This window comes from Corynebacterium bouchesdurhonense, assembly GCF_900078305.2.
Lineage (GTDB): Bacteria > Actinomycetota > Actinomycetes > Mycobacteriales > Mycobacteriaceae > Corynebacterium > Corynebacterium bouchesdurhonense.
Window position 1 is genome coordinate 73441 of record NZ_LT546025.1, and the last position, 24641, is coordinate 98081.

At 68.2% G+C, this 24641-nt stretch carries 25 protein-coding genes; 5 read left to right on the forward strand and 20 right to left on the reverse strand.

The genetic code is table 11. The features are described 5' to 3' along the window. Window positions 1–4: 4 nt before the first annotated feature. The 3 genes from BN4252_RS01600 to arsB are packed head-to-tail and all read right to left on the reverse strand — an operon-like array spanning window position 5 to window position 2500. Window positions 5–916 (reverse strand): D-isomer specific 2-hydroxyacid dehydrogenase family protein, encoded by a 912-nt coding sequence (locus tag BN4252_RS01600; protein ID WP_066524548.1) that lies wholly within the window; start codon window positions 914–916, stop codon window positions 5–7. Window positions 917–950: 34 nt separating this feature from the next. After that, window positions 951–1370 (reverse strand): arsenate-mycothiol transferase ArsC, encoded by a 420-nt coding sequence (locus BN4252_RS01605; RefSeq protein WP_066524553.1) that lies wholly within the window; start codon window positions 1368–1370, stop codon window positions 951–953. Window positions 1371–1399: 29 nt separating this feature from the next. Beyond that, window positions 1400–2500 (reverse strand): ACR3 family arsenite efflux transporter, encoded by a 1101-nt coding sequence (gene arsB / locus BN4252_RS01610; protein WP_066524555.1) that lies wholly within the window; start codon window positions 2498–2500, stop codon window positions 1400–1402. Between the two features lie 95 nt (window positions 2501–2595). Here arsB and BN4252_RS01615 point away from each other — a divergent pair, with 95 nt between their 5' ends. Continuing rightward, window positions 2596–2880, forward strand: coding sequence for an ArsR/SmtB family transcription factor (locus BN4252_RS01615; RefSeq protein ID WP_078056709.1), 285 nt, complete (start codon window positions 2596–2598; stop codon window positions 2878–2880). A gap of 6 nt (window positions 2881–2886) precedes the next feature. On the opposite strand, the gene proB is transcribed toward BN4252_RS01615, so the two are convergent. The 8 genes from proB to BN4252_RS01655 all read right to left on the reverse strand — a co-directional run bounded on the left by proB (window position 2887) and on the right by BN4252_RS01655 (window position 11198). Further along, on the reverse strand, window positions 2887–4050 hold the full coding sequence (proB, locus tag BN4252_RS01620; protein ID WP_066524561.1) for a glutamate 5-kinase: 1164 nt from the start codon (window positions 4048–4050) through the stop codon (window positions 2887–2889). Continuing rightward, the gene (gene obgE / locus BN4252_RS01625; protein WP_066524563.1) at window positions 4016–5521 is read right to left on the reverse strand and encodes a GTPase ObgE; all 1506 of its coding nucleotides are present in this window, start codon (window positions 5519–5521) and stop codon (window positions 4016–4018) included. Before obgE ends, proB begins: the two co-directional genes overlap by 35 nt. Before the next feature lie 37 nt (window positions 5522–5558). Then, complete coding sequence (locus BN4252_RS01630; protein WP_143341145.1) at window positions 5559–6353, reverse strand: hypothetical protein; 795 nt, start codon at window positions 6351–6353, stop codon at window positions 5559–5561. Window positions 6354–6432: 79 nt separating this feature from the next. Then, window positions 6433–6771, reverse strand: a complete 339-nt coding sequence (rpmA, locus tag BN4252_RS01635) for a 50S ribosomal protein L27 (protein ID WP_066524568.1) — start codon at window positions 6769–6771, stop codon at window positions 6433–6435. 40 nt (window positions 6772–6811) lie between these two features. After that, window positions 6812–7117, reverse strand: coding sequence for a 50S ribosomal protein L21 (gene rplU, locus BN4252_RS01640; RefSeq protein ID WP_066524569.1), 306 nt, complete (start codon window positions 7115–7117; stop codon window positions 6812–6814). A gap of 185 nt (window positions 7118–7302) precedes the next feature. Further along, a complete protein-coding gene (locus BN4252_RS01645) occupies window positions 7303–10095 on the reverse strand; it encodes a translation initiation factor IF-2 N-terminal domain-containing protein (protein WP_392389915.1) in 2793 nt (930 codons plus the stop codon). A 350-nt stretch (window positions 10096–10445) separates the two neighbouring features. Beyond that, window positions 10446–10856 (reverse strand): nucleoside-diphosphate kinase, encoded by a 411-nt coding sequence (gene ndk, locus BN4252_RS01650; protein ID WP_066524573.1) that lies wholly within the window; start codon window positions 10854–10856, stop codon window positions 10446–10448. A gap of 36 nt (window positions 10857–10892) precedes the next feature. Continuing rightward, window positions 10893–11198: a hypothetical protein gene (locus tag BN4252_RS01655; protein WP_066524575.1), complete on the reverse strand. Its 306-nt coding sequence runs from the start codon at window positions 11196–11198 to the stop codon at window positions 10893–10895. A 42-nt stretch (window positions 11199–11240) separates the two neighbouring features. Here BN4252_RS01655 and BN4252_RS01660 point away from each other — a divergent pair, with 42 nt between their 5' ends. Beyond that, the gene (locus BN4252_RS01660) at window positions 11241–12731 is read left to right on the forward strand and encodes an AMP-binding protein (RefSeq protein ID WP_066524577.1); all 1491 of its coding nucleotides are present in this window, start codon (window positions 11241–11243) and stop codon (window positions 12729–12731) included. Here BN4252_RS01660 and BN4252_RS01665 read toward each other — a convergent pair. The 5 genes from BN4252_RS01665 to BN4252_RS01685 are packed head-to-tail and all read right to left on the reverse strand — an operon-like array spanning window position 12728 to window position 19452. After that, the gene (locus tag BN4252_RS01665; protein ID WP_066524762.1) at window positions 12728–13189 is read right to left on the reverse strand and encodes a DUF4233 domain-containing protein; all 462 of its coding nucleotides are present in this window, start codon (window positions 13187–13189) and stop codon (window positions 12728–12730) included. The two genes, BN4252_RS01660 and BN4252_RS01665, sit on opposite strands and share 4 nt — an antisense overlap. Before the next feature lie 10 nt (window positions 13190–13199). After that, window positions 13200–14114 (reverse strand): ATP-grasp domain-containing protein, encoded by a 915-nt coding sequence (locus BN4252_RS01670; RefSeq protein ID WP_078056710.1) that lies wholly within the window; start codon window positions 14112–14114, stop codon window positions 13200–13202. Next, window positions 14111–15637, reverse strand: a complete 1527-nt coding sequence (locus tag BN4252_RS01675; protein WP_078056721.1) for a bifunctional folylpolyglutamate synthase/dihydrofolate synthase — start codon at window positions 15635–15637, stop codon at window positions 14111–14113. Before BN4252_RS01675 ends, BN4252_RS01670 begins: the two co-directional genes overlap by 4 nt. A gap of 47 nt (window positions 15638–15684) precedes the next feature. Further along, on the reverse strand, window positions 15685–18429 hold the full coding sequence (locus BN4252_RS01680; RefSeq protein WP_066524579.1) for a valine--tRNA ligase: 2745 nt from the start codon (window positions 18427–18429) through the stop codon (window positions 15685–15687). A 30-nt stretch (window positions 18430–18459) separates the two neighbouring features. Continuing rightward, window positions 18460–19452: a malate dehydrogenase gene (locus tag BN4252_RS01685; protein ID WP_066524581.1), complete on the reverse strand. Its 993-nt coding sequence runs from the start codon at window positions 19450–19452 to the stop codon at window positions 18460–18462. A gap of 238 nt (window positions 19453–19690) precedes the next feature. Between BN4252_RS01685 and BN4252_RS01690 the strand changes: the two genes are divergently transcribed. After that, entirely contained in the window at window positions 19691–20434 is a 744-nt protein-coding gene (locus BN4252_RS01690) for a TetR/AcrR family transcriptional regulator (protein ID WP_096877743.1), read from the forward strand. Window positions 20435–20447: 13 nt separating this feature from the next. Here BN4252_RS01690 and clpX read toward each other — a convergent pair whose 3' ends face one another. After that, the gene (gene clpX, locus BN4252_RS01695; RefSeq protein ID WP_066524586.1) at window positions 20448–21725 is read right to left on the reverse strand and encodes an ATP-dependent Clp protease ATP-binding subunit ClpX; all 1278 of its coding nucleotides are present in this window, start codon (window positions 21723–21725) and stop codon (window positions 20448–20450) included. Between the two features lie 115 nt (window positions 21726–21840). Here clpX and BN4252_RS01700 point away from each other — a divergent pair, with 115 nt between their 5' ends. Next, window positions 21841–22614 carry an alpha/beta fold hydrolase gene (locus tag BN4252_RS01700; protein WP_066524590.1) on the forward strand — a complete coding sequence of 258 codons (774 nt, stop codon included), beginning with the start codon at window positions 21841–21843 and terminating at the stop codon, window positions 22612–22614. A 178-nt stretch (window positions 22615–22792) separates the two neighbouring features. Here BN4252_RS01700 and BN4252_RS01705 read toward each other — a convergent pair whose 3' ends face one another. Then, window positions 22793–23107 carry a hypothetical protein gene (locus BN4252_RS01705; protein WP_143341146.1) on the reverse strand — a complete coding sequence of 105 codons (315 nt, stop codon included), beginning with the start codon at window positions 23105–23107 and terminating at the stop codon, window positions 22793–22795. Between the two features lie 31 nt (window positions 23108–23138). Between BN4252_RS01705 and BN4252_RS11160 the strand changes: the two genes are divergently transcribed. Then, on the forward strand, window positions 23139–23303 hold the full coding sequence (locus BN4252_RS11160; RefSeq protein ID WP_154670151.1) for a hypothetical protein: 165 nt from the start codon (window positions 23139–23141) through the stop codon (window positions 23301–23303). Between the two features lie 87 nt (window positions 23304–23390). Here BN4252_RS11160 and BN4252_RS01710 read toward each other — a convergent pair whose 3' ends face one another. Then, window positions 23391–24011 carry an ATP-dependent Clp protease proteolytic subunit gene (locus BN4252_RS01710; RefSeq protein WP_066524596.1) on the reverse strand — a complete coding sequence of 207 codons (621 nt, stop codon included), beginning with the start codon at window positions 24009–24011 and terminating at the stop codon, window positions 23391–23393. Between the two features lie 12 nt (window positions 24012–24023). After that, window positions 24024–24614 (reverse strand): ATP-dependent Clp protease proteolytic subunit, encoded by a 591-nt coding sequence (locus BN4252_RS01715; RefSeq protein WP_066524597.1) that lies wholly within the window; start codon window positions 24612–24614, stop codon window positions 24024–24026. Window positions 24615–24641 lie beyond the last annotated feature (27 nt).

The window sequence follows — 24641 nt, forward strand, 5'->3', positions numbered from 1 at the left end:
GCTCTTAGTACCCGGCGTCGACATCGACCTCGGTCTGCATCTTCTCCCCGGCCTGGAAGAGCTCCCAGTTCTTCGCTGCAAGCGGGCCCACGCGGCGCTTCATGTACCGCGGAATGTTCGCGGTGTGCGGTGTGATCACGCAGTTATCCAGATCCCACAGCGGGTGGTCGGACGGGAGCGGTTCGGGGTCGGTGACATCGAGACCAGCACCACCGATTGCGCCGTTACGTAGCGCTTCTGTGAGAGCGTCGGTGTCAATCAACGGGCCGCGGCCTACGTTGACCACCACCGCGGTGTCCTTCATCTTGGCCAGCACATCCGCGTCGACAATGTGGCGGGTCTGGTCGGTGAGCGGGGTGAGCAGCACGAAGATGTCGTTTTCCGTCCACACTTTGTCGGCCTCGTCGATCTTCACCGTGCGCGCCGCACCTTCGACGTCGTTGCCAGAGCGATTCACTGCCGTGACCTCGACGCCAAACGGGGCAATGAACTCGATCAGCTTCTTGCCGATGCCGCCGGCACCGATCAGGGCGAGCTTCTGGCCGTCGAAAAGGAAACCTGTTTCCTCGGCGAGCTCCTTTTGGTTCCACTCGCGCGAGACGGCCTTGTGGCGGTGCAGCACGGCGAGGATGAGCGCGAGCGTCGACTCTGCAACGGTGTCATCGTAAAGCCCGGCGGCGTTGGCCCAACGTACGTCGTGGGCAGTGAGCACACCGGCGGACAACAGGTTGTCCACGCCCGCGTAGGCGATCTGGACGACCTTGACGCTCTCTGGCAGGGTCTCCGGGAACTCGTCCGGGCCGCCGCGGTAGATCAGCATGTCCGGGTTATCGCTAAGCTCGACGAACTCGTGGCCTTCCGCCTCGAGTGCATGCACGACTTCGTCCCATGGCTTAGGCAAGAATGCGAACTTCATGCCTGCCCAAGGTAGCGCTCGCGCCAGCCTCGCGTCACGCTTTGAGTATCTCGTCCACCAGGTCGCGCACCTTCGCGTCAATATCGCCGCGCACCAACCGCATGCGCTCCATCCCCTCGATGCCGCACTCCGAAGGCTCGTCGATGAGCCATTGCTCCAGTGTGCCACTTGCGTCAGCGGGCAGATCAACGCTCGCCTCCTGCCCCAGCACGACAACGCGGTCAGCGGAGCGCAAGAGCTTCCCATCAATCGGCTTCGGATGGCCTTTCGCCATGTCCACTCCGACCTCTGCAAGCGCCTCTACCGACTGCTGGTTCAGCGACGCGCCCGGCTCGGTGCCCGCGGAGAACACTTCGAGCCGCTCCCCCGCATGATGCTGGGCCAAAGCCGCAGCCATCTGGGACTTCCCGCTGTTCCGGACGCAGATGAATAGTACTTGAGGCGTAGATTGCATAGTGGCAGTTCCTTCCTAATAGGTTCCCGCTAAGTCGCGGCTGGAGCCGATGAGTGGGCGGGCGGCAAGGCGGGATCCCCCGGGAACAATCTTGGCCCGAGGAACCTCATGACGTAGACGAGCCCGACAAGCACCGGGATCTCGATGAGCGGACCGATCGTGCCGGCGAGTGCTTGGGCGGACGCCGCGCCGAAGGTGCCGATCGATACCGCGATCGCCAGCTCGAAGTTGTTGCCGGCGGCGGTAAAAGCGACGGATGCGGATTGCGCGTACCCCATCCCCGTTGCCTGTGCAACGATGAGCGCCACGGCGAACATGCCCACGAAGTAGATCAACAGCGGCAGCGCCACCCGGGCCACGGTCCACGGGCGTGCGATGATCTGTTCCCCTTGGAGCGAGAAGAGCAGGACAATGGTGTACAGCAGTCCGACCAACGCCAGCGGCGAGATCGCCGGCAGAAAGGTGCGCTCGTACCAGTCGCGGCCCTTGGTCTGCTCGCCGACGATGCGCGAGCACACCCCGGCAAGCAGCGGGATGCCCAGGAAGACCAGCACCGAGGACACGATCGACCAGAACGAAAAGTCCGCGGAAGTCGTGGGAAGGCCCAGCCAGCCGGGCAGGATTTGCAAGTAGAACCATCCCAGCACGCCGAACATCGCGACCTGGAACACCGAGTTGATTGCCACCAGCACCGCGGTTGCCTCTCGATCGGCGCAGGCGAGATCGGACCACACGAGCACCATCGCGATGCAGCGCGCCAGTCCGACGATGATCAACCCGGTGCGAAGCTCCGGCTCCTCGGGCAGGAAAGTCCACGCCAGCGCGAACATGAACGCGGGTCCGACGACCCAGTTGAGCACGGTGGAAACGACCATCAACCGGGTGTCGCGCGTCAGCTCGCGGGTTTTGTCGTAGCGCACTTTAGCCAGCGGCGGGTACATCATCACCAGCAGGCCGAGGGCGATCGGAATGGAAATGCCACCCACTTCCAGCCCTTTGAGCACGTGGCCCAGCTCCGGGACCGCATGCCCGAGTGCAAGCCCCAGCGCCATCGCCAGAAGAATCCACACCGGAAGGAACCGGTCAAGGAAAGACAGTCGGGCAGGTTTCGCCTGTATATTGACGTTCATCGATATGAAAACTAGTCGTCATATCGACGTATGTCAATACTTAGAGGTGAGGGAGATTGTCTAGTCGTCCGAATTGCTGCTCACTCGGAGCGGGTTTGCTCACCGCTGAGGAAGCGGAGCATTACGCCGATATTTTCAAAGTGCTCGCAGACCCCGCCCGCCTGCAACTGCTTTCACGTTTGGCTGCCGAGGAGTGCGAACCGATGAGCGTGACTGAACTCGCTCAGGGCTCTGGGTTGAGCCAGCCCACCGTTTCACACCACCTGAAGAAACTCACGGAAGCTGGGTTGCTGGAAAAAGTCCGCACGGGCAGAACCGTCACACATCAGGTCTGCTCCGCCCCGTTTGCAGATCTTCGCACCGTGCTCCAGATGGATTGATCGGCCCTACAGGCGCGACGCGTAGTTGGACAGGTAGTCCGCGTGCACCACCGGGCGGCGCTGGTGCTCCGGTAGGTCCGCCGTGGGCTTGCCCAGCATGCCGGCGAGCTCCGCGGCGTTGTACGCCACCTCGCCGCGGCCGATCACCGCGGAATCGGGGCCGAGGATTTCCACGATGTCGCCCGCGTGGAACTCGCCCTCGATACCGGTGATGCCCACCGCGAGCAGGCTGGTGCCGCCGCGGGTGACCGCCTCCACCGCGCCGGCGTCGAGCCGCAGCACGCCCTCCGCGTCGGCCGCGTAGAGCGCCCAGAACTTCCACGCCGAGAGCTTGCGGCCCGGGCGGGTGTGGAAGACGGTGCCCACGTCAGCGGCACCGAGCGCGGCGTCGATGCTGGCGGTGGAGGTCAAAAGCACCGGTACCCCGCCGCGCGCTGCTAGGCGCGCCGCGGAGACCTTCGCTGCCATGCCGCCGGTGCCGAACACGCCGCCGTCCCCGGCCCGCACCGCCTCCAGGTCGCTGCCACTTCGCACCTCGCCGATGAACCGGGCGCCCGGCACGGCGGGGTTGCGGTCATACAGCCCGTCCACGTCGGAGAGCAGCACGAGCGCATCCGCCGAGATCAGCGTGGCCACGATCGCACTGAGCCGGTCGTTGTCGCCGAAGCGCATTTCGGACGTGGCCACCGTGTCGTTCTCGTTCACAATCGGCACCGCCCCCATCTGGCGCAGCCGGTCGATGGTGCGCTGCGCGTTGCGGGCGCGCTCGCGCGACCCGGCGTCTGACTGGGTCAGCAGCACCTGCCCCACCGTGCGGCCGTAGCGCGCGAACGAGGCGCCCCACACCTGCGCCAGGTGGATCTGCCCCACCGACGCCGCCGCCTGCTTGGTGGCCAGGTCGCGCGGCCGGGCGCGCAGCCCAAGTGGCGCCATGCCGGCCGCGATCGCGCCGGAGGAGACGACCACCACGTCGGTGCCGCGCGCGATGCGGGCCTCGATCGCGTCGACGATGCGGTCCACTTTTGCCTTGGACACGGCCCCGGTTGCGTCGACAAGCGAGCTCGTACCCAGCTTGACCACAATCCGCCGAGCGGAGGCGATCTGCCCGCGCAGGTCGGTCGGCACAGCCACGGCCCTACCCCTGCCAGCGCTCGCGGTCGGCGGCCTCATCGGTGCCGAAGTCGTACTCGTCGATCAGGCCGCGGCGGGCCTGCGAGGCGCGCTTGCGCTCCTCGGCGGACGCGCGGGTGGTGCCTCCCAGGCGCGCGTCCTGCCCGCGACCGGCCAGGGTCGGGTCGCCGCCGCGCGAGGGCTCCCAGTCGAAGGAAATGTCGCCGATGGTCACCGTGTCGCCCTCCTGCGCGCCGATCTTGCGCAGCGCGTCCTCCACGCCGGCCTTCTCCAGCCTGTCGGACAGGTAGCCCACCGCCTCGTCGTTCTCAAAATCTGTCTGGCGGATCCACCGCTCCGCCTTCTCGCCGGTGACCAGCCAGCCCTGCGGGTACAGCGGATCTCGCTCCACGCGGATGCCGGCGTTCCGCGAGCGGTTCGCGTCCTGGGGGCGGATAACCTCGGGTTTTTGGGCTTCGCTTGCCGTCGCCCGCTGCGAGCGCGACCCCTTCACCACATCCCACAACGCCCACTTGAGCTCGTCGAGCCCCTCGCGCGTGGCGGTGGAGGTGAGGTAGACGGGCCAGCCGAAGCGCTCCACGATGTCTGCGCGGAGGAACTCGGCGAGCTCCTTCGCCTCGGGCACGTCCACCTTGTTCAGCACCACGATGCGCGGACGTTCGCGCAGGTCGCCGAGGCCGGAATCCATGTCCAGCGCCTCGGCGTAATTGGCCAGCTCACCCTCGAGCGCCTCGATGTCTGAAAGCGGGTCACGCCCCGGCTCCATGGTGGCGGTGTCCACCACGTGCGCGAGCACGGCCGTGCGCTCGATGTGGCGCAGGAAGTCTAGTCCCAAGCCCTTGCCCTGGCTCGCGCCCGGGATCAGCCCGGGCACGTCCGCAATGGTGAAGGTGTCGTGCCCAACGTCGACCACGCCCAGATTCGGCGCCAGCGTGGTGAACGGGTAGTCCGCGATCTTCGGCTTCGCGGCCGAGAGCACAGAGATGAGCGAAGACTTGCCGGCTGAGGGGAAGCCCACCAGGCCCACGTCCGCCATGGACTTCAGCTCCAGGATCAGGTCGAGCGCCTCACCCGGCTCGCCCTTCAGCGCAAAACCGGGGGCCTTGCGCTTCGCGGTGGCCAGCGCCGCGTTGCCCAGGCCCCCGAAGCCGCCCTCGGCGGCGACGAAGCGGGTGCCGGGAACGGTGAGATCCGCCAGGATCTCACCGTCCTCGCTGCGCACGACGGTGCCGACGGGAACCTCCAGCACCAAGTCCTCGCCGCGGGCGCCGTTGCGGTGATCGCCCTCGCCGTTGCCGCCGCGCTTCGCCTTCACGTGCGGGCGGTACTGGAAATCCAGCAGCGTGTGCACTTGCGGGGAGACTTCCAAGATGATGTCACCGCCGTGGCCGCCGTTGCCGCCGTCAGGCCCGCCGAGCGGCTTAAACTTTTCGCGGTGCACTGACACGCAGCCGTGCCCGCCGTCACCGGCTTGCAGGTGCAGAACAGCTTGGTCAACAAATTGCGCCATAGTCTCTCAGCCTACTTGGGCAGGACCTCAGAGGACCTCAGAGGACCGGGCCCTCGTTCGCCCCGCTGCCCACAACGACGCACATCTCCGGGTCAACGTTGATGTGGGCGTCGCCCTCGACGCTGATTCGGACGCGCGCGCCGTCGGTTTGGATGCGGGAGATGTCCACTGTCGCGTCGTCGATGTGGATGTAGGGGCTATTGCCCTTGTAGTAGAGCTGCGGGGCGGTGAACGTTCCGCCGGAATCGACCACGAGACCCGGGCCCTTGCCCGCAGGCACCAGCGTGCAAGCCCCGCCAAGCACGACAATCGCGTCGCTGTTTACGCGCACCGCGCCCAGCGTGGACTGGAAAACGGACAGCTTCGACCCACCGCCGACGGTAATGTGGCCCACCCGGGAGCGCTCGATGGATAGACGCGCCTTCCTGGCAACGAGGGCGGGGCGCTCCTCGGTCTCCTCGACCACGCAGTCGTCGATCTCCAAACCGGCGTCGTTGACGCGGATCGCAACCTCCTCAGCGTCTGGACGCAGGCGCGCCGCGCAGTGGATCAGTGTGGGAAATCCGGAGACCACGTCGAAGGCCGGGCCGTCCTTGGGTGCGTGGACGCCGATCCCCCACACCTGGGACAACGTCCCGGACAACACCACCGTGCCGTGGATGCGGACGACGTCGGCGCCGTTGCCCTGCAAGAAGCGGTCATCAACAAACAGGGGGCGGTGAAGGAAGTAATCTCCGCCAGCCAGCTCAAGCCCGTCGCCCGGAGCCACGGACGCGAGTGCCGCCTCGAGGTTCGACGACGGGCCCACCGCTCGGGATGTGTCGTTATACATACGGCACGACTGGAGAAAACGCGAAAGACGCGCTGCGGATCCTCGGATCCTGCAACGCGCCCATCGTCAAAAACGTGCCCTACGCGGTAGCCTCCGCCACGGTGCCTTCCTCAACCACACCTGCGGCCTCAGCCTGCTCGAGGACCTCGGCGGCCACGCCCTCGCCGTCGGCGGGGACGATGTTGACCACGCGGCGACCCTTCTTGATGCCGAACTGGACGGCGCCGGCGGCCAGCGCGAACAGCGTGTCATCGCCGCCGCGGCCGACGTTGTCGCCCGGGTGGAACTTGGTGCCGCGCTGGCGGACGAGGATCTCGCCGGCCTTGACCTGCTGGCCGCCGAAGCGCTTCACGCCGAGGCGCTTGGACTCGGAGTCACGGCCGTTCGCGGAGCTGGATGCACCCTTCTTGTGTGCCATTGTTCAAATCTCCTTGATAGAAAGTCGTTTGCTGCTGGGCTTACTTGATACCGGTGATCTTGACGGTGGTCAGCGGCTGGCGGTGGCCCTGGCGCTTCTTGTAGCCGGTCTTGTTCTTGTACTTGAGGATGTCGACCTTCTTGCCCTTGCCGTGCTCGACGATCTCGGCCTCAACGGTGACCTGGGACAGCTTGTCCTGGCCGGAGGTGACGTCTGCGCCATCAACGAGAAGGACCGGGGTGAGTGCAACCTTGTCGCCTGCTTCACCCTCCAGCTTCTCGACCTTGACGAGGTCGCCCTCGGCAACCTTGTACTGCTTGCCGCCGGTCTTGACGATCGCGTACATAGAGGGTTACCCCTTATCTCTACTCGTACGCCCCCGGCATGCTTCGGCGGCGTGTGGAACAGTGCTTTTTCAATGTTCCGGGGCCTTAGCTGGGCCCGCCGTGCCCGCATGCGAGGGCGACGGGGCGGGAGCGCCCCGAAACAGCGACTGTCAAAGACTACACCGCCAAACCGCAGTTCTCCAAACTAGCTCGAGGTACTCCGCCGCGTGGCCCGGCGGCGCCCGCGACGCGCCGTGGGCTGGGTGCCGCGCTCGCTGCCGCCCCCGCCCCGCCGCTCAGTGCGCTCCGGCTCCCTGTCCGCCCGGCGCTCGGCGGGCTGTGCCTGGCCGCGCGCCGAAGCGTCGGACTTGCGGGTCGCGCGCCGGCGCCCGCGCGCGGGTCGCTGCGGCTTCTCCTCGCGAGGCCGCTCCGTTTCGCGCTCGGCGGCGCGGTCCTGCGAATCCTGGTGATCTTCGCGCTGCTTGTCGACGTAATCCTCGCGGCGCGGCCGGTGGTCAGAACGCGAGTTGCCCCGGGTCCGGCGCTTGCGGCGCGGCGACGCCTCGAACTCGGCCACGGCCGCCTCGAAGGCCTCCTCGCCCCGCGCTGTGTCGGGCGCTGTGTCCTGCGCGGCGTCGGGCGCTGTGTCCTGGCTGCGCTCCCCGCTCACCTGCTTGCCGCGCCCGCGGGAGCCGCCGCGGCGCCCGCGCCGGCGGGAGCGCTTCTCACCCTCGCTGCCGTCCGAGGTATCGCCGCTCTCGCCCCCCTCGTTGTCCTCGTTGCCTGCGTTGACCTCGGGAGCGTCGGGCACGACGGAGCCGGCGATGGCCTCCAGCTCTTCGTCGGCAAGCAACGGCTCCTTCTTGCGCTTCGGGCGCTGCTCCTCCTGGGACCGGGCGCGCGGGAGGTCGAAGGGATCGATCGGGTCCTCGGCGAGGATGATGCCGCGGCCTCCGCAGTGCTCGCAGGGCTCGGAGAACGTCTCCAACAGTCCGGTGCCCAGGCGCTTGCGGGTCAGCTGCACGAGGCCCAGCGAGGTCACCTCGGAGACTTGGTGCTTGGTGCGGTCGCGGCCCAGCGCTTCCTTCAGGCGGCGCAGCACCAAGTCCTGGTTCTCCGGGAGGATCATGTCGATGAAGTCGATGATGATGATCCCGCCGATGTCCCGCAGCCGTATCTGGCGCACGATCTCCTCCGCAGCCTCCAGGTTGTTGGAAGTCACGGTCTCCTCCAGCGAGCCGCCGGAGCCGGTGAACTTGCCGGTGTTGACGTCGATGACGGTCATGGCCTCGGTGCGGTCGATGATCAGCGAGCCGCCCGACGGCAGCCACACCGAGCGCGACAGGGCCTTCTGGATCTGCTCGTCCACGCGGTAAACCTCGAAGGCGTCCTTGCCGCCGTGCTCGTTGCGGTCGAAGCGCTCGAGGCGGTCCAGCAGGTCGGGGGCCACGGACTGCACGTAGGCGTTGACGGTGTTCCACGGCTTCTTGCCGTCCACGACAAGCGCGGAGAAGTCCTCGTTAAATAGGTCGCGCACCACCTTGACCAGCAGGTTCGGCTCCTCGTAGAGGGTAACCGGCTTCGCACCCTTGGCCTTTTTGTGCTTCTCGGCGGCCTCCTGGATGGTCTCCCACTGCGTGTGCAGGCGGTTGACGTCCGCGGCGATAGCGTCCTCCGGCACGCCCTCGGCGGCGGTGCGGATGATGGCGCCGCCCTTGCCGGGCACCACGTTGCTCAAGATCTCCTTCAGGCGCTTGCGCTCCGGCGCCGGCAGCTTGCGGGAGATGCCCGCGCTGCGCCCGCCAGGCACGTACACCAAGAAGCGGCCGGCCAGGGAAATCTGGGTGGTCAGGCGCGCGCCCTTGTGGCCCACCGGGTCCTTGGTCACCTGCACCACTACCTGGTCGCCGGACTTCAGGGCGTGCTCGATGCGCCGGGAACGCCCACCCAGCCCAGCGGCCTTCCAGTCCACCTCGCCGGCGTAGAGCACACCGTTGCGGCCCTGCCCGATGTCGATGAACGCGGCCTCCATGCTCGGCAGGACGTTCTGCACACGGCCGAGGTAGATATTGCCGATCATGGAAGCCTGCTGGTCCGAGGTAACAAAGTGCTCCACCAGCAAGCCGTCTTCCAGCACGCCCACCTGCGTGATCTTGCCAGCACCGTCGTGGCGCTCGCGTTCTCGCACCACCATCGTGCGGGTGACGGATTCGCGGCGGGCGAGGAACTCGGCCTGGGAGACGATGCGCGAGCGCTTGCGCTCCTCCTCGCGCTTCTCACTGCGCCGGCGTCGCTGCGCCTCCAGGCGGGACGAGCCCTTAATGGCCTTCGGCTCCTGCAGGACCTCGGCAGCCGCGGCAGCGCCTGCGGCGTCCGCGGTTTCCTCAACAGGCTCGGCGGTTTCTACCGCGGGCGCGGCGACCCCCGCGGGCGCGGCAGGGGTCTCCGCCGGGCGGCTCGCGCGGCGGCGGCCGGAGCGCGTCGGTGCCTTGAAGAGCGGTGCGTAGGCACCCGCGTCGTCCTCCTCGGGCGCGGGCGTGACCTCGGGCTCGACGTCGGTGAGGGGCCCGGTGGCCCCGGTCCCCTCGGTGTCCCCTGCCGGGTCGGCCGCCTCGACGATGTCTTCTGGGTCGGCGAGGGCATCGGTGTCGTCGTCAAGCGAGATGCTCTCCGAAAGCTCCGCGTCCACCTTGCGCTCAATCTGCGTGATCTCGTTGGCCACGTCCTTGCGCACGCGGTCGCGGATCTTCTCGTCCGCGGCCTCGGGCTCCGTGGCGGGCTCGGCGGCCAAAGCGTCCAGCAGCTGCTCGGCCTCAGCGCGCGTGAGCGAAGACTGCGCGACTTTAACCACACCCATCTCGGACAGGGCCACAATCAGCTCCTTCGACGGCACGTCCAGCGCCTTGGCCAGCTGGAACACGCGCGTCTTCTCCCCCAGCTGCGAGCGGTCGAACGAAGCGGAGGGAGCGTGCTGTTTGTCGACGCTCCCCTTCTTCACCCGCTTCCGACTCGCCTTACGCGCCGCCTTCTTCTCCTGCTGCCCCTGCTCCTGCGCCTCTGAAGCGTCTGCCACGGTATTCTCCTATGTCCTTATGTTGCCACCGCGCGGCGGGCCGGCGGCACCGGGCGCTGGCGGATCCGTGCCCGCCGCCGCCGCACAGTGCCGCGGGCGGTGATCGCCGCGCGAACCAAACGGTGTGAAGTCTCATCTGCGCCGGCCGGTCCGGCCCGCGCATGCCCACCATTGTTCCACACGTGGCCAAAGCGGGCGCGGGCGGCGTGTGCGCGCGGGTGGTGCACAACGCGAAACAGCCCCGCACTTGGCGGGGCTGCTGCTCGGCGCGGTTCCTACTTGTTGGGGAACCAGATGGCGATCTCGCGCTCGGCCGACTCCGGGGAGTCCGAGCCGTGAACCACGTTCTCGCCCACGGTGAGGGCGAAGTCGCCGCGGATGGTGCCCGGGGTGGCCTTCTCCACCGGGTGGGTGCCGCCCGCGAGCTGGCGCCACGCGGCGATGGCGGACTCGCCCTCCACGATGCCGGCGACCAGCGGAGCGGAGGTGATGAAGTCAACCAGCTCGCCGAAGAACGGCTTGTCCTTGTGCTCGGCGTAGTGGGCCTCGGCGGTCTCGCGGTCCGCGGTGCGTAGGTCCATCTCCACCAGCTTCAGGCCCTTGCGCTCGATGCGGGTGATGATTTCGCCGATGTGGCCGTTTGCCACGCCGTCCGGCTTGATCAGAATCAGAGTGCGTTCAGTCATGGTTGCCGATTTTAGCGAATCCCCAACCACCCCGCGCTACACACCGCGCACGATGGCGGCCGCCTCCTCCTGTGAGGTATTGCGGAACCACAGCTGCACCTGCTGGATGGCCAACTGCGTGTTGCCCTCGGACTTCATGCGCCGGATAGTCGCCCGCTGCTCCTCGTCCAGCTCCCGCTCCTCCGCCGGCGCCTTCTGCGCCGCGTCCCAAAACCCCCAGGCCAGAAACGCGCCGGCGAGTATTAGCGCCCCGATGGTCACCGGTCGCGACCACCCGAGCCACTGGCCGGCGATTGCGGCCAAGGAGAAGACACCGGCGAGTGTGAAGGCGAGGTAGCGCATAGCTCGTTTATACCGGTTTATACCGCGCGTACCCTCTCACCCATGCTGTTCACGAGCCCGCTGCCGGACATCGAGCTTCCCCGCACCAACGTCTTCGACATGGTTTTCGGTGCGGCATTCGGCCCGGTATCCGACACGTCCCGGCCCGCGATCACGGAAATCGACACCGGGCGCAGCACCACCTACGCGGAGCTGCGGCAGCGCGCGGAGCGAGTGGCCGCGGAGCTCGTGGCGCGCGGCGTCGGGCGCGGGGACGTGGTGGCGCTGCGCCTGCCCAACTCGATCGACTTCGCCGCAGGCCTGCTCGGCATCGCCCGCTCGGGTGCCGCCGCGGCGCTGCTGAGCCCGCTTTTCACCGAGCGGGAGGCAGCGGAGCTCACCGCGCTCGCGGGCGCCTCCGCGGAGCTCACGGCCGCGGACATCGCGGGGGCGACAGCCACCGCAGCCGCTGATACCACCGCGAATGCCCCCGCGAACGCCCCCGCCCCGGCGCCGGAGGACCTCACCGTCATCGCCTTCTCCTCCGGCACCACCGGCCTGCCCAAGGCAGTGGAGCTCACGCACGCCGCCGTGACGGCCAACGCCGCGCAGTTCGCCGCCGCGCTGGCGGCAAGCGGTGTGCAACCTGGCCGGCGCGTCGCAGCCCCGTTGCCGTTCAGCCACATCTACGGCCTGAACACCCTGCTGCTGTCCTCGCTCGCCGCCGGCCACCACGTGCACACCGCGGCGCGCTTCGACCTCGCCCAGTTCGCCGACGCCCACGCGCGCCACGGTATCGAGCTGAGCTTCATCGCGCCCCCGATCGCGCTCGCCCTTGCCAAAAACGAGGGCATCGACGCTGCCGCCTTTGCCGCCTCACGCTGGATGGTCTGCGGCGCCGCCCCGCTCGACGAGGGCCTCGCCCGCGCCGTCGAGCGCCGCCTAGGCACCACCATCCTGCAGGGCTACGGCACCACGGAATCGGCCCCCGTCACCCACGTCGGCATCGCGGGCCGCTCGAACCCCGGCTCCATCGGCTACGCCGTGCCCAACACGCAATTCCGCGTGGTCGAGCCGGGCACGCTTGCCGACGCCGCCCCAGGCCAGCCCGGCGAGCTCGTCGTCCGCGGCCCACAGCTCATGCGCGGCTACCGCGGCGACCCCGCCGCAACTGAGCGCTCGCTTATCCACGGCTGGCTGCGCACCGGGGACCTCGCCCGCGCGCGCCCAGACGGCAGCGTGTGGATCATCGACCGCGTCAAAGAGGTGATCAAGTACCGCGGCTACCAAGTGGCGCCCGCGGAGCTGGAGGCCCTGCTGCTGACCCACCCGGGTGTGCGCGATGCCGCCGTGGTGGGCGTGCGCCGCGCCGCGGACGGGGAGGAAGTGCCGAAGGCCTTTGTGGTGGCGAAGGGGGCGTCGACAAGCAAAGAAGCTCTTATGGCGTGGGTGGCGGAACGCGTCGCCCCCTACAAGAAGATCCGCGACGTGGAATTTGTGGGCGCGATCCCCCGCAACGCCGCCGGCAAGATCCTGCGCCGCGAGCTGCGCTAGCGCGCCGGATCCGCCGACGAGCCGAGGTGCTGCGTGACCAGGTATCCCCCGCGCATGCGCTGCGCCATCTCCGAGCGCAGCTTGACAATGTAGAACCACACGATGCCGAAGATGATGCCCACGGCCGTCACGGACCAGTGGACGAAGAAGCCGAGGATGAGCGGGATCTGCAGCGCCAAGTTAATCCACAGCGCGCCGGGCACCCGCTGGAAGAACGCCATGACGAGGTGCGCCGCGCCCAGCACTGTGATGTAGACCCAGTTGAACGTGGTCCAGTGCGCGCCCTCGTCCACCTTCAGCACCACCAGCAGAATGAGGAAGACGGTAATCGCCTCGAGCACCAGCGTGCCGGAGAGCACGCCGCTGAGCCCCTGCATCGGGTCCTTGACCGGTTCGTGCCCCGGGCCGAGCGGGCCGTAGGCGGGGCGGGTCTCGCGCGAGTGTTCCTTGGCAGCCATGCGGCTCATGCTAGCGCCGGGCGAGACCGCGGAGGTAGTCGGCCACGTGCCCCGCAACGTCCACGCCTGTGGTGTGCGCCAGCGTGACAAACTGCGCGTTGGAGTTCACCTCACCCACCATGGGCTCCGCGGCGCCGGGGTTGAGGAAGTCCACCGAGCCGATGTCGAGGCCGAGCGCGCCCATCGCCTCGCGCGCCGCAGCAACGTACGGCGCCGGGGGCACCCACGGCTCGGCGCTGCCCCCGCCGGTGATGTTGGAGCGGAAATCCCCCTCCGCGCCGCGGCGGCGCATGGCGGCCACCGGCGCATTGCCCACCATGTAGATGCGGGCGTCATGGCCTGCCGATTCGGCAATGAACGCCTCCGCGATCAGCGGCCGTGTACCGGCTTCCGCGAGCATCCGCACCAGCTCGGCGCGCGAGCGCGCGAGGAACACGCCGCTGCCCCAGGACCCGACGGCGTGCTTGAGCACCACCGGGTAGCCGAGCTGCTTTTCGACGCCCCCGACAAACGCGCTCCCCTCCCACTCCGCCTCGCTCAGCGGGCGGTAGGTAAGCGGCGCGGTCACGGTGGGCGCGTGGGTGATGCCGTGGCGTGCCAGCACCGCGTGGGTGTAGGCCTTGTTGTCGCACAGCGCAATCGCGCGCGCCGAGTTGACGCAGCGCACGCCCCGCGCCTCGAGCTGCGCGGCAGCGGCCACGTCCTTGTCCATGATCAGCGCGAGCGGCGGCAGCGGGCCGTCGAGGTGCGCTACGGCATCGTCGGTGGTCACCCGCTGAAGCTCAAGGCCGGCGCGGGCCGCCGCCTGCTGCAGCTGGGCGAACTGCTGCTCAAACTTGTCCCACTCGAGCCACCGGTTGGTCACGAGCCAGGCGCTCGCGGCGCTCGCGGCGCTCACGGTGCTCACGGCGCTCACAGCGCTCACGGCCGGTAGGTGCGAAAGTAGGCCCGCGCGTCGCCCGCGGTCGCAACCGAGCCGGTGGCCAGCACGCCCACGCCCTCTGGGCCCTGTTCCTCGGCCAGTTCTACGGCCAGCTCGAGGGCGGCGCCGAAGTGCTCCTCCACGCGGACCAGGTCATCGCCGAACACCTCGTAGGCCACCTCCGCGAGGTCGCCTGCCTCCATGGCGCGCGGCGAAGAGTTGCGGGTGACCACCACCTCGCTGAGCACCGGGCGCAGGGATTCGAGCATGGCTCGGGCGTCCTTGTCGGCGAAGACCGAGACCACGCCGATGACGGAGCGGAAGTTGAAGTCGCGCTCAAGCGTCGCGGCGAGGGTGGCGGCGCCGTGGGGGTTGTGCGCGGCGTCGACAAGCACCACCGGCTCCCCGTGCACCCGCTCGACGCGGCCCGGCACCTCCACGGCCGCGAAGCCTTCGCGCACCGCGTCCGCGTTCAGCGGGTGCTCGCGCGTCACGCCGAAGAAGCTCTCCACTGCCGCCAGCGCCACCGCGGCATTGGCCGCCTGGTGCGCCCCGGCCAGGGGTAGGAAGATCTCGCCGTATTCCCCGCCGAGCCCGTTGAGGACGAGCTGTTGCCCGCCGACGGCCACGCGGGACTCGGCGACCGCGAAGTCGCGACCCAGCCGCGCCACTGCGGCGTCCGCCTCCACGGCGCGGCGCAGGATCGCCTCCATGGCCTCGGGCTCCTGCTCCGCCACGATGGCCACGTTCTCCGCCGGGCCGTAGCCGCCCTCGGCGCGCGGCTTGATGATGCCGGCCTTGTGCGCCGCGATCTCACCCAGCGTCTCACCCAGGAAGCGCTGGTGGTCCAGCCCGACCGGCGTGATGACGGCGACGTCGGCCTCAACGACGTTCGTGGCGTCCCAGGTGCCGCCCATGCCCACCTCGATCACGGCCACGTCCACCGGGGCGTCGGCGAACGCGGCGTACGCCACGCCCACCAGCAGCTCGAAGCGGCTCATCGCCGGCTTGCCCTGGGCCTCGAAGTGCTCGTCCACCATCCGCACGTACGGCTCGATGTCGCGGTAGACATCCACGAACCTGGCCTGGGAGATCTCTTCGCCGTCGATCACGATGCACTCGGTGATGCGGCGCAGCTCCGGGCTGGTGAACAGCCCCGTCCGCCGGTTCAGGGAGCGCAGCAGCGAATCCGCCATCCGCGCCGTGGAGGTCTTGCCGTTCGTGCCGGCGACCTGGATCACGTCGAAGGATTGCTGCGGGGAGCCGAGGAGGTCCATCAGCATCGCCACCCGCTCGAGCGTGGGGTTGGGGTCGGTGGCGGCGGCGCGGGCGTCGAAAAGCGAACAAAGCTCCTCGAACTCCGGGTGCGTGCCCTCCTCCCCCACCTCCGGCGCGGCCGCGGGCGGCTCGCCGAGGTTGAGCGTGATGCCGGAGTCTGTCATCTCGATACGGCCGAAGTCGGTGTCGCGCGCGGGCTCGAGATCGGACTCGTCGAGCCCCTCGAGCGCCTCGCTGCCCAGCTGCATGCGCAGCGCCTCAAACGCGGCGCGGGTCTCCGGGTCGAGCTGCGCCATTAGTGCAGGCCCTCCAGGCGGGCGGTGACGCGGTCGAACTCTTCCTGCGCCACGCGCTGGCGCTCGCGGATCTTCTCCACCACCTGTTCCGGCGCATTGGCCAGGAACTGCTCGTTGCCCAGCTTGCCGCCGGTGGTGTCGAGCTCCTTCTGCGCCGCCGCGAGCTCCTTCTCCAGGCGCTTTCGCTCGGCCGCCACGTCCACCGTGCCGGAGGTGTCCAGCGCTGCGTTCAGCGTGGCCTGGCTCAAGCGCACTTCGATGCTTGCCGACGCCCCGAAGCCCTCACCAGGCTCCTCCACGCGCGCGATGCTGCGCACCAACGCCTCCTGCCCGGCGAGGTCCGCTTCAGCGAAGTCGAGCGCGGCCGGCACCTTCTGGCTCGGCTTCACGCCCTGGTCAGCGCGGAAGCGGCGCAGCTCGGTGATCAGCTTGATGGAGTCCTCGATGCGGCGCCGGGCGGTCAGGTCTGTCTCCGCACCGCCGTTGGTGTCCGCGTCGGTGGGCCACGGCGCCACCGTCACGGTTTCGCCGCCGGTCAGGGCCCTCCACAGCACCTCGGTAATGAACGGCATGGTGGGGTGCAGCAGGCGCAGGACCACGTCGAGGACGCGGCCGAGCACGATCTGGGTGGCGCGGCCGCGCTCGAGCTCCTCCGCCGTCGCCGCCTCCTCATCGCGCGGAATCTGGGTCTTGGCAATCTCGAGATACCAGTCGCACAGCTCGTCCCACGCGAAGTGGTAGAGCTCCTCATTGGCCTTAGCAAACTGGTAGTCATCCAGGTACGCGTCCACCTTGGCGCGCACCTCCTCGCAGCGGTCGAGGATCCAGCGGTCCGCGTCGGTCAGCGCCTCCCGGGCCGGCAGCTCGCCCACCGCGGCGCCGTTCATCAGCGCGAACTTGGCGGCGTTAAACAGCTTGGTGGCGAAGTTGCGGGCGCTGGTGGCGTTGTCCTCGCCGATCGGCAAGTCCACGCCCGGGTTCGCGCCGCGGGCAAGGGCGAAGCGCAGCGCATCCGCGCCGTAGCGCTCCACCCAGTCCATCGGGTCGATGCCGTTGCCCAGGGACTTCGACATCTTGCGGCCCTTCTCGTCGCGCACCAGGCCGTGGAGGTAAAGGTCGGTGAACGGGACTTGCGGGCGGCCGCCGTTGCCCTCCCCCAGGATCTCCGGGGTCTGCGTAGCCGCGAACGTGCCGAACATCATCATGCGCGCCACCCAGAAGAACAGGATGTCGTACGCCGTAACCAGTACCGAGGTGGGGTAGAAGGCGTCCAGCTCCGGTGTCTTCTCCGGCCAGCCCATCGTGGAAAACGGCCACAGCGCAGAGGAGAACCACGTGTCCAGCACGTCCGGGTCCTGCTCGTAGCCGGCGGGCGGCTCCTCGTCCGGGCCCACGCACACCACGTCGCGCTGCCCCGTTTCGTCCGCCGGGCCGTACCAGATGGGGATGCGGTGGCCCCACCACAGCTGGCGCGAGATGGTCCAGTCGTGCATGTTGTCCACCCAGTCGAAGTAGCGCTTCTCCATCGACTGCGGGTGGATCACGGTGTCGCCGGAGCGCACCGCCTCGGCCGACATGCGGGCGAGCTCGTCAACCTTGACAAACCACTGCAGGCTCAGGCGCGGCTCGATCGGCTCGCCGGAGCGCTCGGAGTGGCCCACGGAGTGCACGTACGGGCGCACCTCCTTGACAATGCGCCCCTGCTCGGCCAGCGCCTCGCGCACCGCCACGCGGGCTTCCTCGCGGGTCATGCCGTCGAAGCGGGTGCCCGTGTCCGCGATGTGGCCCTGCTCGTCCATGATGATGGGCATGTCCAGGTTGTGGCGCAGCCCCATCTCGTAGTCGTTCGGGTCGTGCGCCGGGGTGATCTTCACCGCGCCGGTGCCCAGCTCGCGGTCCACGTAGTCGTCCGCGATCACCTGGATCGTGAGGTCCTCGCGGAAGGGGTGGGCGAACTCCTGGCCCACCAGGTGCGCGTAGCGCTCGTCCTCCGGGTGCACGGCAATTGCGACGTCTCCCAGCATGGTCTCCACGCGGGTGGTGGCCACCACCAGGTGCGGCTCATCGTCGTCGAGCGAGCCGTAGCGGATGGACACGAACTCGCCGTCGACGTCCTTGTACACCACCTCGATGTCGGACACGGCCGTCTCCAGCACCGGCGACCAGTTCACCAGCCGGTAGTCCTGGTAAATCATGCCCGCGTCGTAGAGCTGCTTGAAGATGGTCTGGACGGCGCGCGAGAGCCCCTCGTCGAGCGTGAAGCGCTCCCGGGACCAATCGACGGAGTCGCCGATCGCCCGCATCTGCTTGGTGATGGTGCCGCCGAACTCGTGCTTCCACTCCCAGACGCGGTCGATGAACTCCTCGCGCCCGTAGTCGTAGCGGTCCTTGCCCTCCTCGGCCTTTAGCTTCGCCTCGACCTTGGTCTGGGTGGCGATGCCGGCGTGGTCCATGCCCGGCAGCCACAGCACCTCGTAGCCCTGCATGCGCTTGCGGCGCACCAGAGAATCCATCAGCGTGTGGTCGAGCGCGTGTCCCATGTGAAGCTGACCGGTCACGTTCGGCGGCGGCAGCACGATGGAGTACGCCGGCTTGCCGGAGGCTGGGTCCGCCGTGAAGTACCCGGCCTCGACCCAGCCCTCGTACAGCTCGCGCTCGTGGTCCTGCGGCTCCCAGGACTTGGGGAGCGCGTCAGCGCGGTTGGTGCCTACCAGATCGTTGTTCTCGCGGTTCGCTTCAGTCACGCTAGGCCATTGTAGGCCATAGTAGGAGGCCTAAAACAGGCGGTTGGCAACCTCCGCCTCGCCCCGCAGCGCCTCGATGTTGGCGTCGATGCGCGGACGCTGGAACTCGTCGATCTCGAGGCCCTCCACGATCTCCCACGCACCGTCGCGCCCCACCACCGGGTAGCCGAAGACGAGGCCTTCATCCACGCCGTATTCGCTTGCCGACGGCACCGCGGCAGTGACCCACCGGCCATCGGTGCCGTGAACCCAGTCCCGCATGTGGTCTACGGCTGCCGATGCCGCGGACGCCGCCGAGGACTTGCCGCGCACCTCGATGATCTCGCCGCCGCGCTTGGCCACGCGCGGGATGAACTCGCCCGTGTACCAGTCGCGGTCAACCTGGTCCGCGAGGCGTTCGCCCCGCAGCGTGGCGTAGGTGATGTCCGGGAACTGGGTGTCCGAGTGGTTGCCCCACACCGCGACCTTCGAAAACTCCGCGGGGCTGGCGCCCAGCTTCTGGCCCAGCATGGACAGCGCGCGGTTGTGGTCCAGGCGCATGAGCGCGTTGAAGCGGTCGCGCGGGATGTCCCCGGCCGCCTTGTAGGTGATGTAGGCGTTTGTGTTGGCGGGGTTACCAACCACCAGCACGCGCACGTCCTCTGCCGCGCCAGCATTGATTGCCGCGCCCTGCTCCAGGAAGATCTTGCCGTTTGCCTCGAGCATGTCCGAGCGGGATTCGCCCTTGCCGCGCGGCTTCGCGCCCACCAGGAAGGCTGCGTTGACGCCCTCGAAGGCGGCGCGCTGATCATCGCGCACGTCCACGCCGTGCAGCAGCGGCAGCGCAGAGTCAGCCAGCTCCATCGCGGTGCCCTCCGCAGCGCGGACGGCGTCGGGGATCTCCAGCAGGGTCAGGTGCACAGGCTGCTCCGGGCCGAAGACATCGCCCGCTGCGATGCGCCACAACAGCGAGTAGGCGATGTTGCCGGCCGCACCGGTGACGGTGACGCGGACCGGGGTGTGCGAGGAAGTGGAAGCAGTCATTCTGGGCTCCTTTGCTGTCGGCTGACAAACGGATTTGTCTACAACCCCAGTATACGAATCGGTGCACACGCGCGGCCGGCCGCGAGCTCCCCCCGTTTTGGGCAACCGCCCCACCCGGGTAGTACCAATCAGCGCGCCGGGGGCTTGAAGTAGGGCACGATAACTGTGTTAGGAAAACGGTGACAGGAACTGTGACAGGAACAGCCGGTTGCTCGGCGACGGGAAGGACGGACCCGGTATGGAGGCTCAGCAGGGCGGCACCGGCGGGCAGCTCCCCGCCGCCGACGCCGCGGCCGCCCTGGACGCGGCGCTGGAGCTGTTCGCCCGGCGCGGGTACGCAGAGACCAAGCTCGAGGCGGTGGCTCGGCAGGCCGGCATTTCCAAACGCATGATCCACTACCACTTCGGGGACAAGCGGGGCCTCTACATCCAGTCGCTCGCGCTCGCCGAGGAGCGTCTCACGCCTCCGACAGCGGTGCTGGAGCGCTCGTCCGCGGTCCCCGTGGACGGCATGCGCCGCTTCATCGACGCGCTCTTCCACGCCTTCCTCGACCATCCCGATTGCGTGCGGCTGCTGCTGCGCGAGAACCTCGCGCCCGTCCTGGAAGCGGGCGAATCCGAACCCGGCCAGCGCGACAACCTCGTCTCGCTGCACGCCGAGCGGCTGCTGCTCCTCGGCCAAGACGCGGGTGCCTTCCGCCCGGGCATCAGCGCCCAGGACATGCTCGCACTGGTGGTCTCCCTGTGCGAGTTTCACGTCGCGCACGAGCGCGGCATCTACGCAGCGGGCCGCGTCGACTTCCGCGACCGCCGCAACGTGGACGGTATGCGCCGCATGGTGATCGACACCGTGCTGGCCTTCCTCACCTCGAACATCGCCTACTCGGGCTACGAAAGCTACCTGCGCCCCGCCGCTGCCGCGGCGAAACCGCAGCCCGCGTCGCCGCAGTTCTACGAGGTGGAAGCCCCCGGCATCTACTAGCCCCGGCGGGCCCTTAGGCGGAGGCCTTTTCGTCCTTGGCCAGAAACTCCGGCTCGGCCTCGCCGCGTACCACCGCGCCGGTGACCACCACCTCTGCCACGTCCTCGCGGTCCGGCAGCTCGTACATGACCGGCACGAGCAGCTCCTCCATGATCGCGCGCAGGCCGCGGGCGCCGGTCTTGCGCTCAGCCGCCTTGTCGGCGATCTCCCCCAGCGCGTCGTCGCTGATGGTCAGCTCCGCGCCGTCCATGGCGAAGAGGCGTTGGTACTGCTTCACCAGCGAATTCTTCGGCTCGGTCAGCACGCGCACCATGGAGTCCCGGTCCAGGTCGTCCACGTGGGCGATGATGGGCAAGCGGCCGATGAACTCGGGGATGAGGCCGAACTTGACCAGGTCCCCGGGCTGCACCTGCGCCATGAGGTTGGACTCGTCGCGCTCCGCCTTCGAGTCAATCTCCGCACCGAAGCCGATGCCCTTCTTACCCACGCGCTCCGCAATCACCTTGTCCAGGCCGGCGAACGCACCGGCCACGATGAAGAGGATGTTGGTGGTGTCTAGCTGGATGAACTCCTGGTTGGGGTGCTTGCGCCCGCCCTGCGGCGGCACGGAGGCGACCGTGCCCTCCAGGATCTTCAACAGCGCCTGCTGTACGCCCTCACCGGACACGTCGCGCGTAATCGACGGGTTCTCGCTCTTGCGCGAGATCTTGTCCACCTCGTCCACGTAGATAATGCCGGTCTGCGCCCGATTCACGTCAAAGTCCGCCGCCTGCAGCAGCTTGAGCAGGATGTTCTCCACGTCCTCGCCCACGTAGCCGGCCTCGGTCAGGCTCGTCGCGTCCGCGATGGCAAACGGCACGTTGAGCATGCGCGCCAGCGTCTGCGCGAGATACGTCTTGCCGGAGCCGGTCGGGCCGAGCAGGAGGATGTTGGACTTGGCAATCTCCACCTCCTCGTCCCGGCGGCGGCTGCCCAGCACGGTCTGCTCGGCGCGGATGCGCTTGTAGTGGTTGTACACCGCCACCGCCAACGTGCGCTTGGCGGTGTCCTGCCCGATCACGTACTCGTCCAAGAACGCCGTAATTTCCGACGGCCGCGGCAGGCGCTCCTCACCGTCCCGGGCCTGCTGGTTCGCGCCGGCAAGCTCTTCTTCGATGATCTCGTTGCACAGCTCAATGCATTCGTCACAAATGTAGACGCCGCCCCCGGCGATGAGCTTGCGCACCTGCTTCTGCGTCTTGCCGCAGAACGAGCACTTCAAAAGCTCCGAGCTGTCGTGCGTAACTGCCATGTACCTGACTTACTCCCGCATTGTTGTTCACGTTCCAGTTCGTGGTCTTTCCAGCATACTGGCCTAGTCAAACATGCCCCACCCAACACTGCACCCGACGGCTACGCTGGTCGCCATGAGCAACCTCAGCGTGCACGAGTACGGCCGTTCAGGCAGTGATACTACCGTTGTCCTCCTCAGCTCCATCGCCACCACGCACGAGGCGTGGGCGCAGCAGATCCCCGCGCTCGAGGAGGACTACCGCGTCATCACGGTCGACCACCGCGGGCACGGCGGTTCGGAGGTGGCCAAGGTCGAGCCGGGCTCGTCGACGGTGCAGTTGCTTTGCGACGATCTCCTCCACGCCCTCGATTCCGCCGGCGTCAACCGCTTCGCCGTGGTGGGCCTGTCCCTCGGCGGCGTCTTGGCCCAGTGGCTCGCCGCCAACTCCGGCCGCGTGGAGAAGGCCGTCTTCGCCTCCACCGCCACCTACCTGGGCGGCGAAGAGCGGTGGTCTGAGCGCACCCGCACCGCCAGGGAGCAGGGCCTGGACGCCATGGCCGACGGGTTCCTGGAGAACTGGTTCACCGAGGGGTTCCGCGCCGGGCAACCGGACCGCGTCGCCAGCGTGCGCGAGATGATCGCGGGCGTGGATCCGGAGGGCTACGCCCAAAACGGCGACGCGCTGGCGGAATGGGATTTCGTTGGAGAGCTGGGCAAGATCACCTGCCCGGTGCTCACCATCGCGGGCGCCCAAGACCCGAGCACCACCCCGGCGGAGCTGGCCGCAATCGCCTCGGGCGTAGCCGGCCCGGCGGAGTCCGTGGTCATCGACCCGGGCTCGCACCAGGTGGCCATCGAGAACCCGGCGGAATTCAACGCCGCACTCACGAGGTTCCTCCGCAGCTGATCCGCTAGCCTAGAGGGGACTTGGACAGCGTCCCCGCCGCCGACCGGAAGGAAACCCGCGCCGTGAGAAGCAACCGTGCCGTGCCCGCCTGCGCGACCGCAGTGATCGCTGCGGCGCTGCTGGCGGGTTGCACCAGCGAGACCGAGGTGCGGCTGGCAGAGCCGGAGCTGGATTTCCCCTACACCAGCACCACGGCGGCGCCCACCCCCACCACCACGCAGGCAAGCACGTCCGCAACAACCACCGCGTCGTCCACCACCAGCTCCTCGTCTTCGAGCTCGAGCAGCTCGTCGTCGAAGTCGTCCACGTCCACGCGGACGTCGACAAGCACCCGCTCCGCCGCCCAAAACTCCTCGCGCAACGACGACGATGAGCCGGCACCGGCGCCCGCGGCCCCGCCCGCCCGCGTAGAGGAACAGCCGGCGCCGGTCGAGCCGGGTGCAGCCTGCGCGTGGCCCAGCCAGAACGAGTCGCGGGACAAGGAGTTCAGCACCTTCTGCGACCGCGAGTGGGCCCGCACCGTTATGCCGTCCACGGAGCAGCAGTACTTCTGGCGGGCAAAGGGGGCGGGCTGGGTCAGCATCGACCCGGCCGGGCAGGCCGAAAACGGGGTGTGCTGGAACCCCAAGGACTTCGAGGGCGCGCCGGAAGCCATCCGCAACGCCGCAGTGTTCTGCGATCCGGAGTAGCAGCGGCGCGCACGCACCCCCGCAGACGAACGCACCGGCGCCGCCCGGGAACGGGCGGCGCCGGTGGCGTCGGCAAGCAAAGGCCCCTTAGGCGTTGAGCTTGCGGTAGTCGAAGACCTGGTCGATGATCCCGTACTCCTTGGCCTCGGCCGCGGTGAGGATCTTGTCGCGGTCCGTGTCAATACGGACCTGCTCCGCCGTGCGGCCGGAGTGGTGCGCCAGCGTCTCCTCCATCAGGCGACGCATGCGCTCGATCTCGGCGGCCTGGATCTCCAGGTCGGAGACCTGGCCGCGGGTGCCCTCGGTGGCCGGCTGGTGGATCAGCACGCGCGAGTTCGGCAGCGCGGCGCGCTTCCCCGGTGCACCGGCGGCGAGGATCACCGCGGCGGCGGACGCCGCCTGACCCAGGCACACGGTCTGCACGTCCGGGCGGACGTACTGCATCGTGTCGTAGATTGCCATCAGCGCGGTGAAGGAGCCGCCCGGCGAGTTGATGTACATGGTGATGTCGCGGTCCGGGTCCTGGGACTCGAGCACCAGCAGCTGAGCCATGATGTCGTTCGCCGACGTGTCGTCCACCTGGGTGCCCAGGAAGACGATGCGCTCCTCGAAGAGCTTGCCGTACGGGTCGATCTGCTTGGTGCCGAAGGAGGTCTCCTCCAGGAACTGCGGCAGCACGTAGCGGGAAGTGGGCATCTGGAAAGTCATAGTCGCTTCTCCTTAGTTTCCGACGGTGCCGTTCGTAGCCTGGGCAGCGTTCTCAATCACGTGGTCCACGATGCCGTAGTCCCGCGCCTCGTAGGCGTTGAACCAGCGGTCCCGGTCCGAGTCCTTGGTGATCTGCTCGAAGGTCTGCCCGGTGTGCTTCGCGATGAGCTCGGCCATCTCGCGCTTCGTCTGCGCGAACTGCTCCGCCTGGATGGCGATGTCCGCCGCGGTGCCGCCGACGCCGGCGGAGGGCTGGTGCATCATGATGCGGGCGTGCGGCAGGGCGTAGCGCTTGCCCTTCGTGCCGCCGGACAGCAGGAACTGGCCCATCGAGGCGGCGAGGCCCATGCCGTAGGTGGCCACGTCGCACGGGGAGTATCGCATCGTGTCGTAGATGGCCATCCCCGCGGTCACAGAGCCGCCCGGGGAGTTGATGTAAAGCGAAATGTCGCGGGTCGGGTCCTCGGCGGACAACAGGAGGATCTGCGCGCACAGCTTGTTCGCGATCTCGTCGTCCACCTCTTGGCCGAGGAAGATGATGCGCTCGCGCAGCAGGCGCTCATATACCGAGTCGCCCAAGTTCATTCCGTTTGGCGATGTCATCTAGCTGCTCCTTCTCGTAAGAGTTGC

Coding starts and splice junctions, on each gene's coding strand:
- BN4252_RS01600 (WP_066524548.1), bottom strand. CDS start 916: ATGAAGTTCGCATTCTTGCCTAAGCCATGGGACGAAGTCGTGCATGCA.
- BN4252_RS01605 (WP_066524553.1), bottom strand. CDS start 1,370: ATGCAATCTACGCCTCAAGTACTATTCATCTGCGTCCGGAACAGCGGG.
- arsB (WP_066524555.1), bottom strand. CDS start 2,500: ATGAACGTCAATATACAGGCGAAACCTGCCCGACTGTCTTTCCTTGAC.
- proB (WP_066524561.1), bottom strand. CDS start 4,050: ATGAGGCCGCCGACCGCGAGCGCTGGCAGGGGTAGGGCCGTGGCTGTG.
- obgE (WP_066524563.1), bottom strand. CDS start 5,521: ATGGCGCAATTTGTTGACCAAGCTGTTCTGCACCTGCAAGCCGGTGAC.
- BN4252_RS01630 (WP_143341145.1), bottom strand. CDS start 6,353: ATGTATAACGACACATCCCGAGCGGTGGGCCCGTCGTCGAACCTCGAG.
- rpmA (WP_066524568.1), bottom strand. CDS start 6,771: ATGGCACACAAGAAGGGTGCATCCAGCTCCGCGAACGGCCGTGACTCC.
- rplU (WP_066524569.1), bottom strand. CDS start 7,117: ATGTACGCGATCGTCAAGACCGGCGGCAAGCAGTACAAGGTTGCCGAG.
- ndk (WP_066524573.1), bottom strand. CDS start 10,856: ATGACTGAACGCACTCTGATTCTGATCAAGCCGGACGGCGTGGCAAAC.
- BN4252_RS01655 (WP_066524575.1), bottom strand. CDS start 11,198: ATGCGCTACCTCGCCTTCACACTCGCCGGTGTCTTCTCCTTGGCCGCA.
- BN4252_RS01660 (WP_066524577.1), top strand. CDS start 11,241: ATGCTGTTCACGAGCCCGCTGCCGGACATCGAGCTTCCCCGCACCAAC.
- BN4252_RS01665 (WP_066524762.1), bottom strand. CDS start 13,189: ATGGCTGCCAAGGAACACTCGCGCGAGACCCGCCCCGCCTACGGCCCG.
- BN4252_RS01675 (WP_078056721.1), bottom strand. CDS start 15,637: ATGCAGCTGGGCAGCGAGGCGCTCGAGGGGCTCGACGAGTCCGATCTC.
- BN4252_RS01685 (WP_066524581.1), bottom strand. CDS start 19,452: ATGACTGCTTCCACTTCCTCGCACACCCCGGTCCGCGTCACCGTCACC.
- BN4252_RS01690 (WP_096877743.1), top strand. CDS start 19,691: ATGGAGGCTCAGCAGGGCGGCACCGGCGGGCAGCTCCCCGCCGCCGAC.
- clpX (WP_066524586.1), bottom strand. CDS start 21,725: ATGGCAGTTACGCACGACAGCTCGGAGCTTTTGAAGTGCTCGTTCTGC.
- BN4252_RS01700 (WP_066524590.1), top strand. CDS start 21,841: ATGAGCAACCTCAGCGTGCACGAGTACGGCCGTTCAGGCAGTGATACT.
- BN4252_RS11160 (WP_154670151.1), top strand. CDS start 23,139: ATGCCGTCCACGGAGCAGCAGTACTTCTGGCGGGCAAAGGGGGCGGGC.
- BN4252_RS01710 (WP_066524596.1), bottom strand. CDS start 24,011: ATGACTTTCCAGATGCCCACTTCCCGCTACGTGCTGCCGCAGTTCCTG.
- BN4252_RS01715 (WP_066524597.1), bottom strand. CDS start 24,614: ATGACATCGCCAAACGGAATGAACTTGGGCGACTCGGTATATGAGCGC.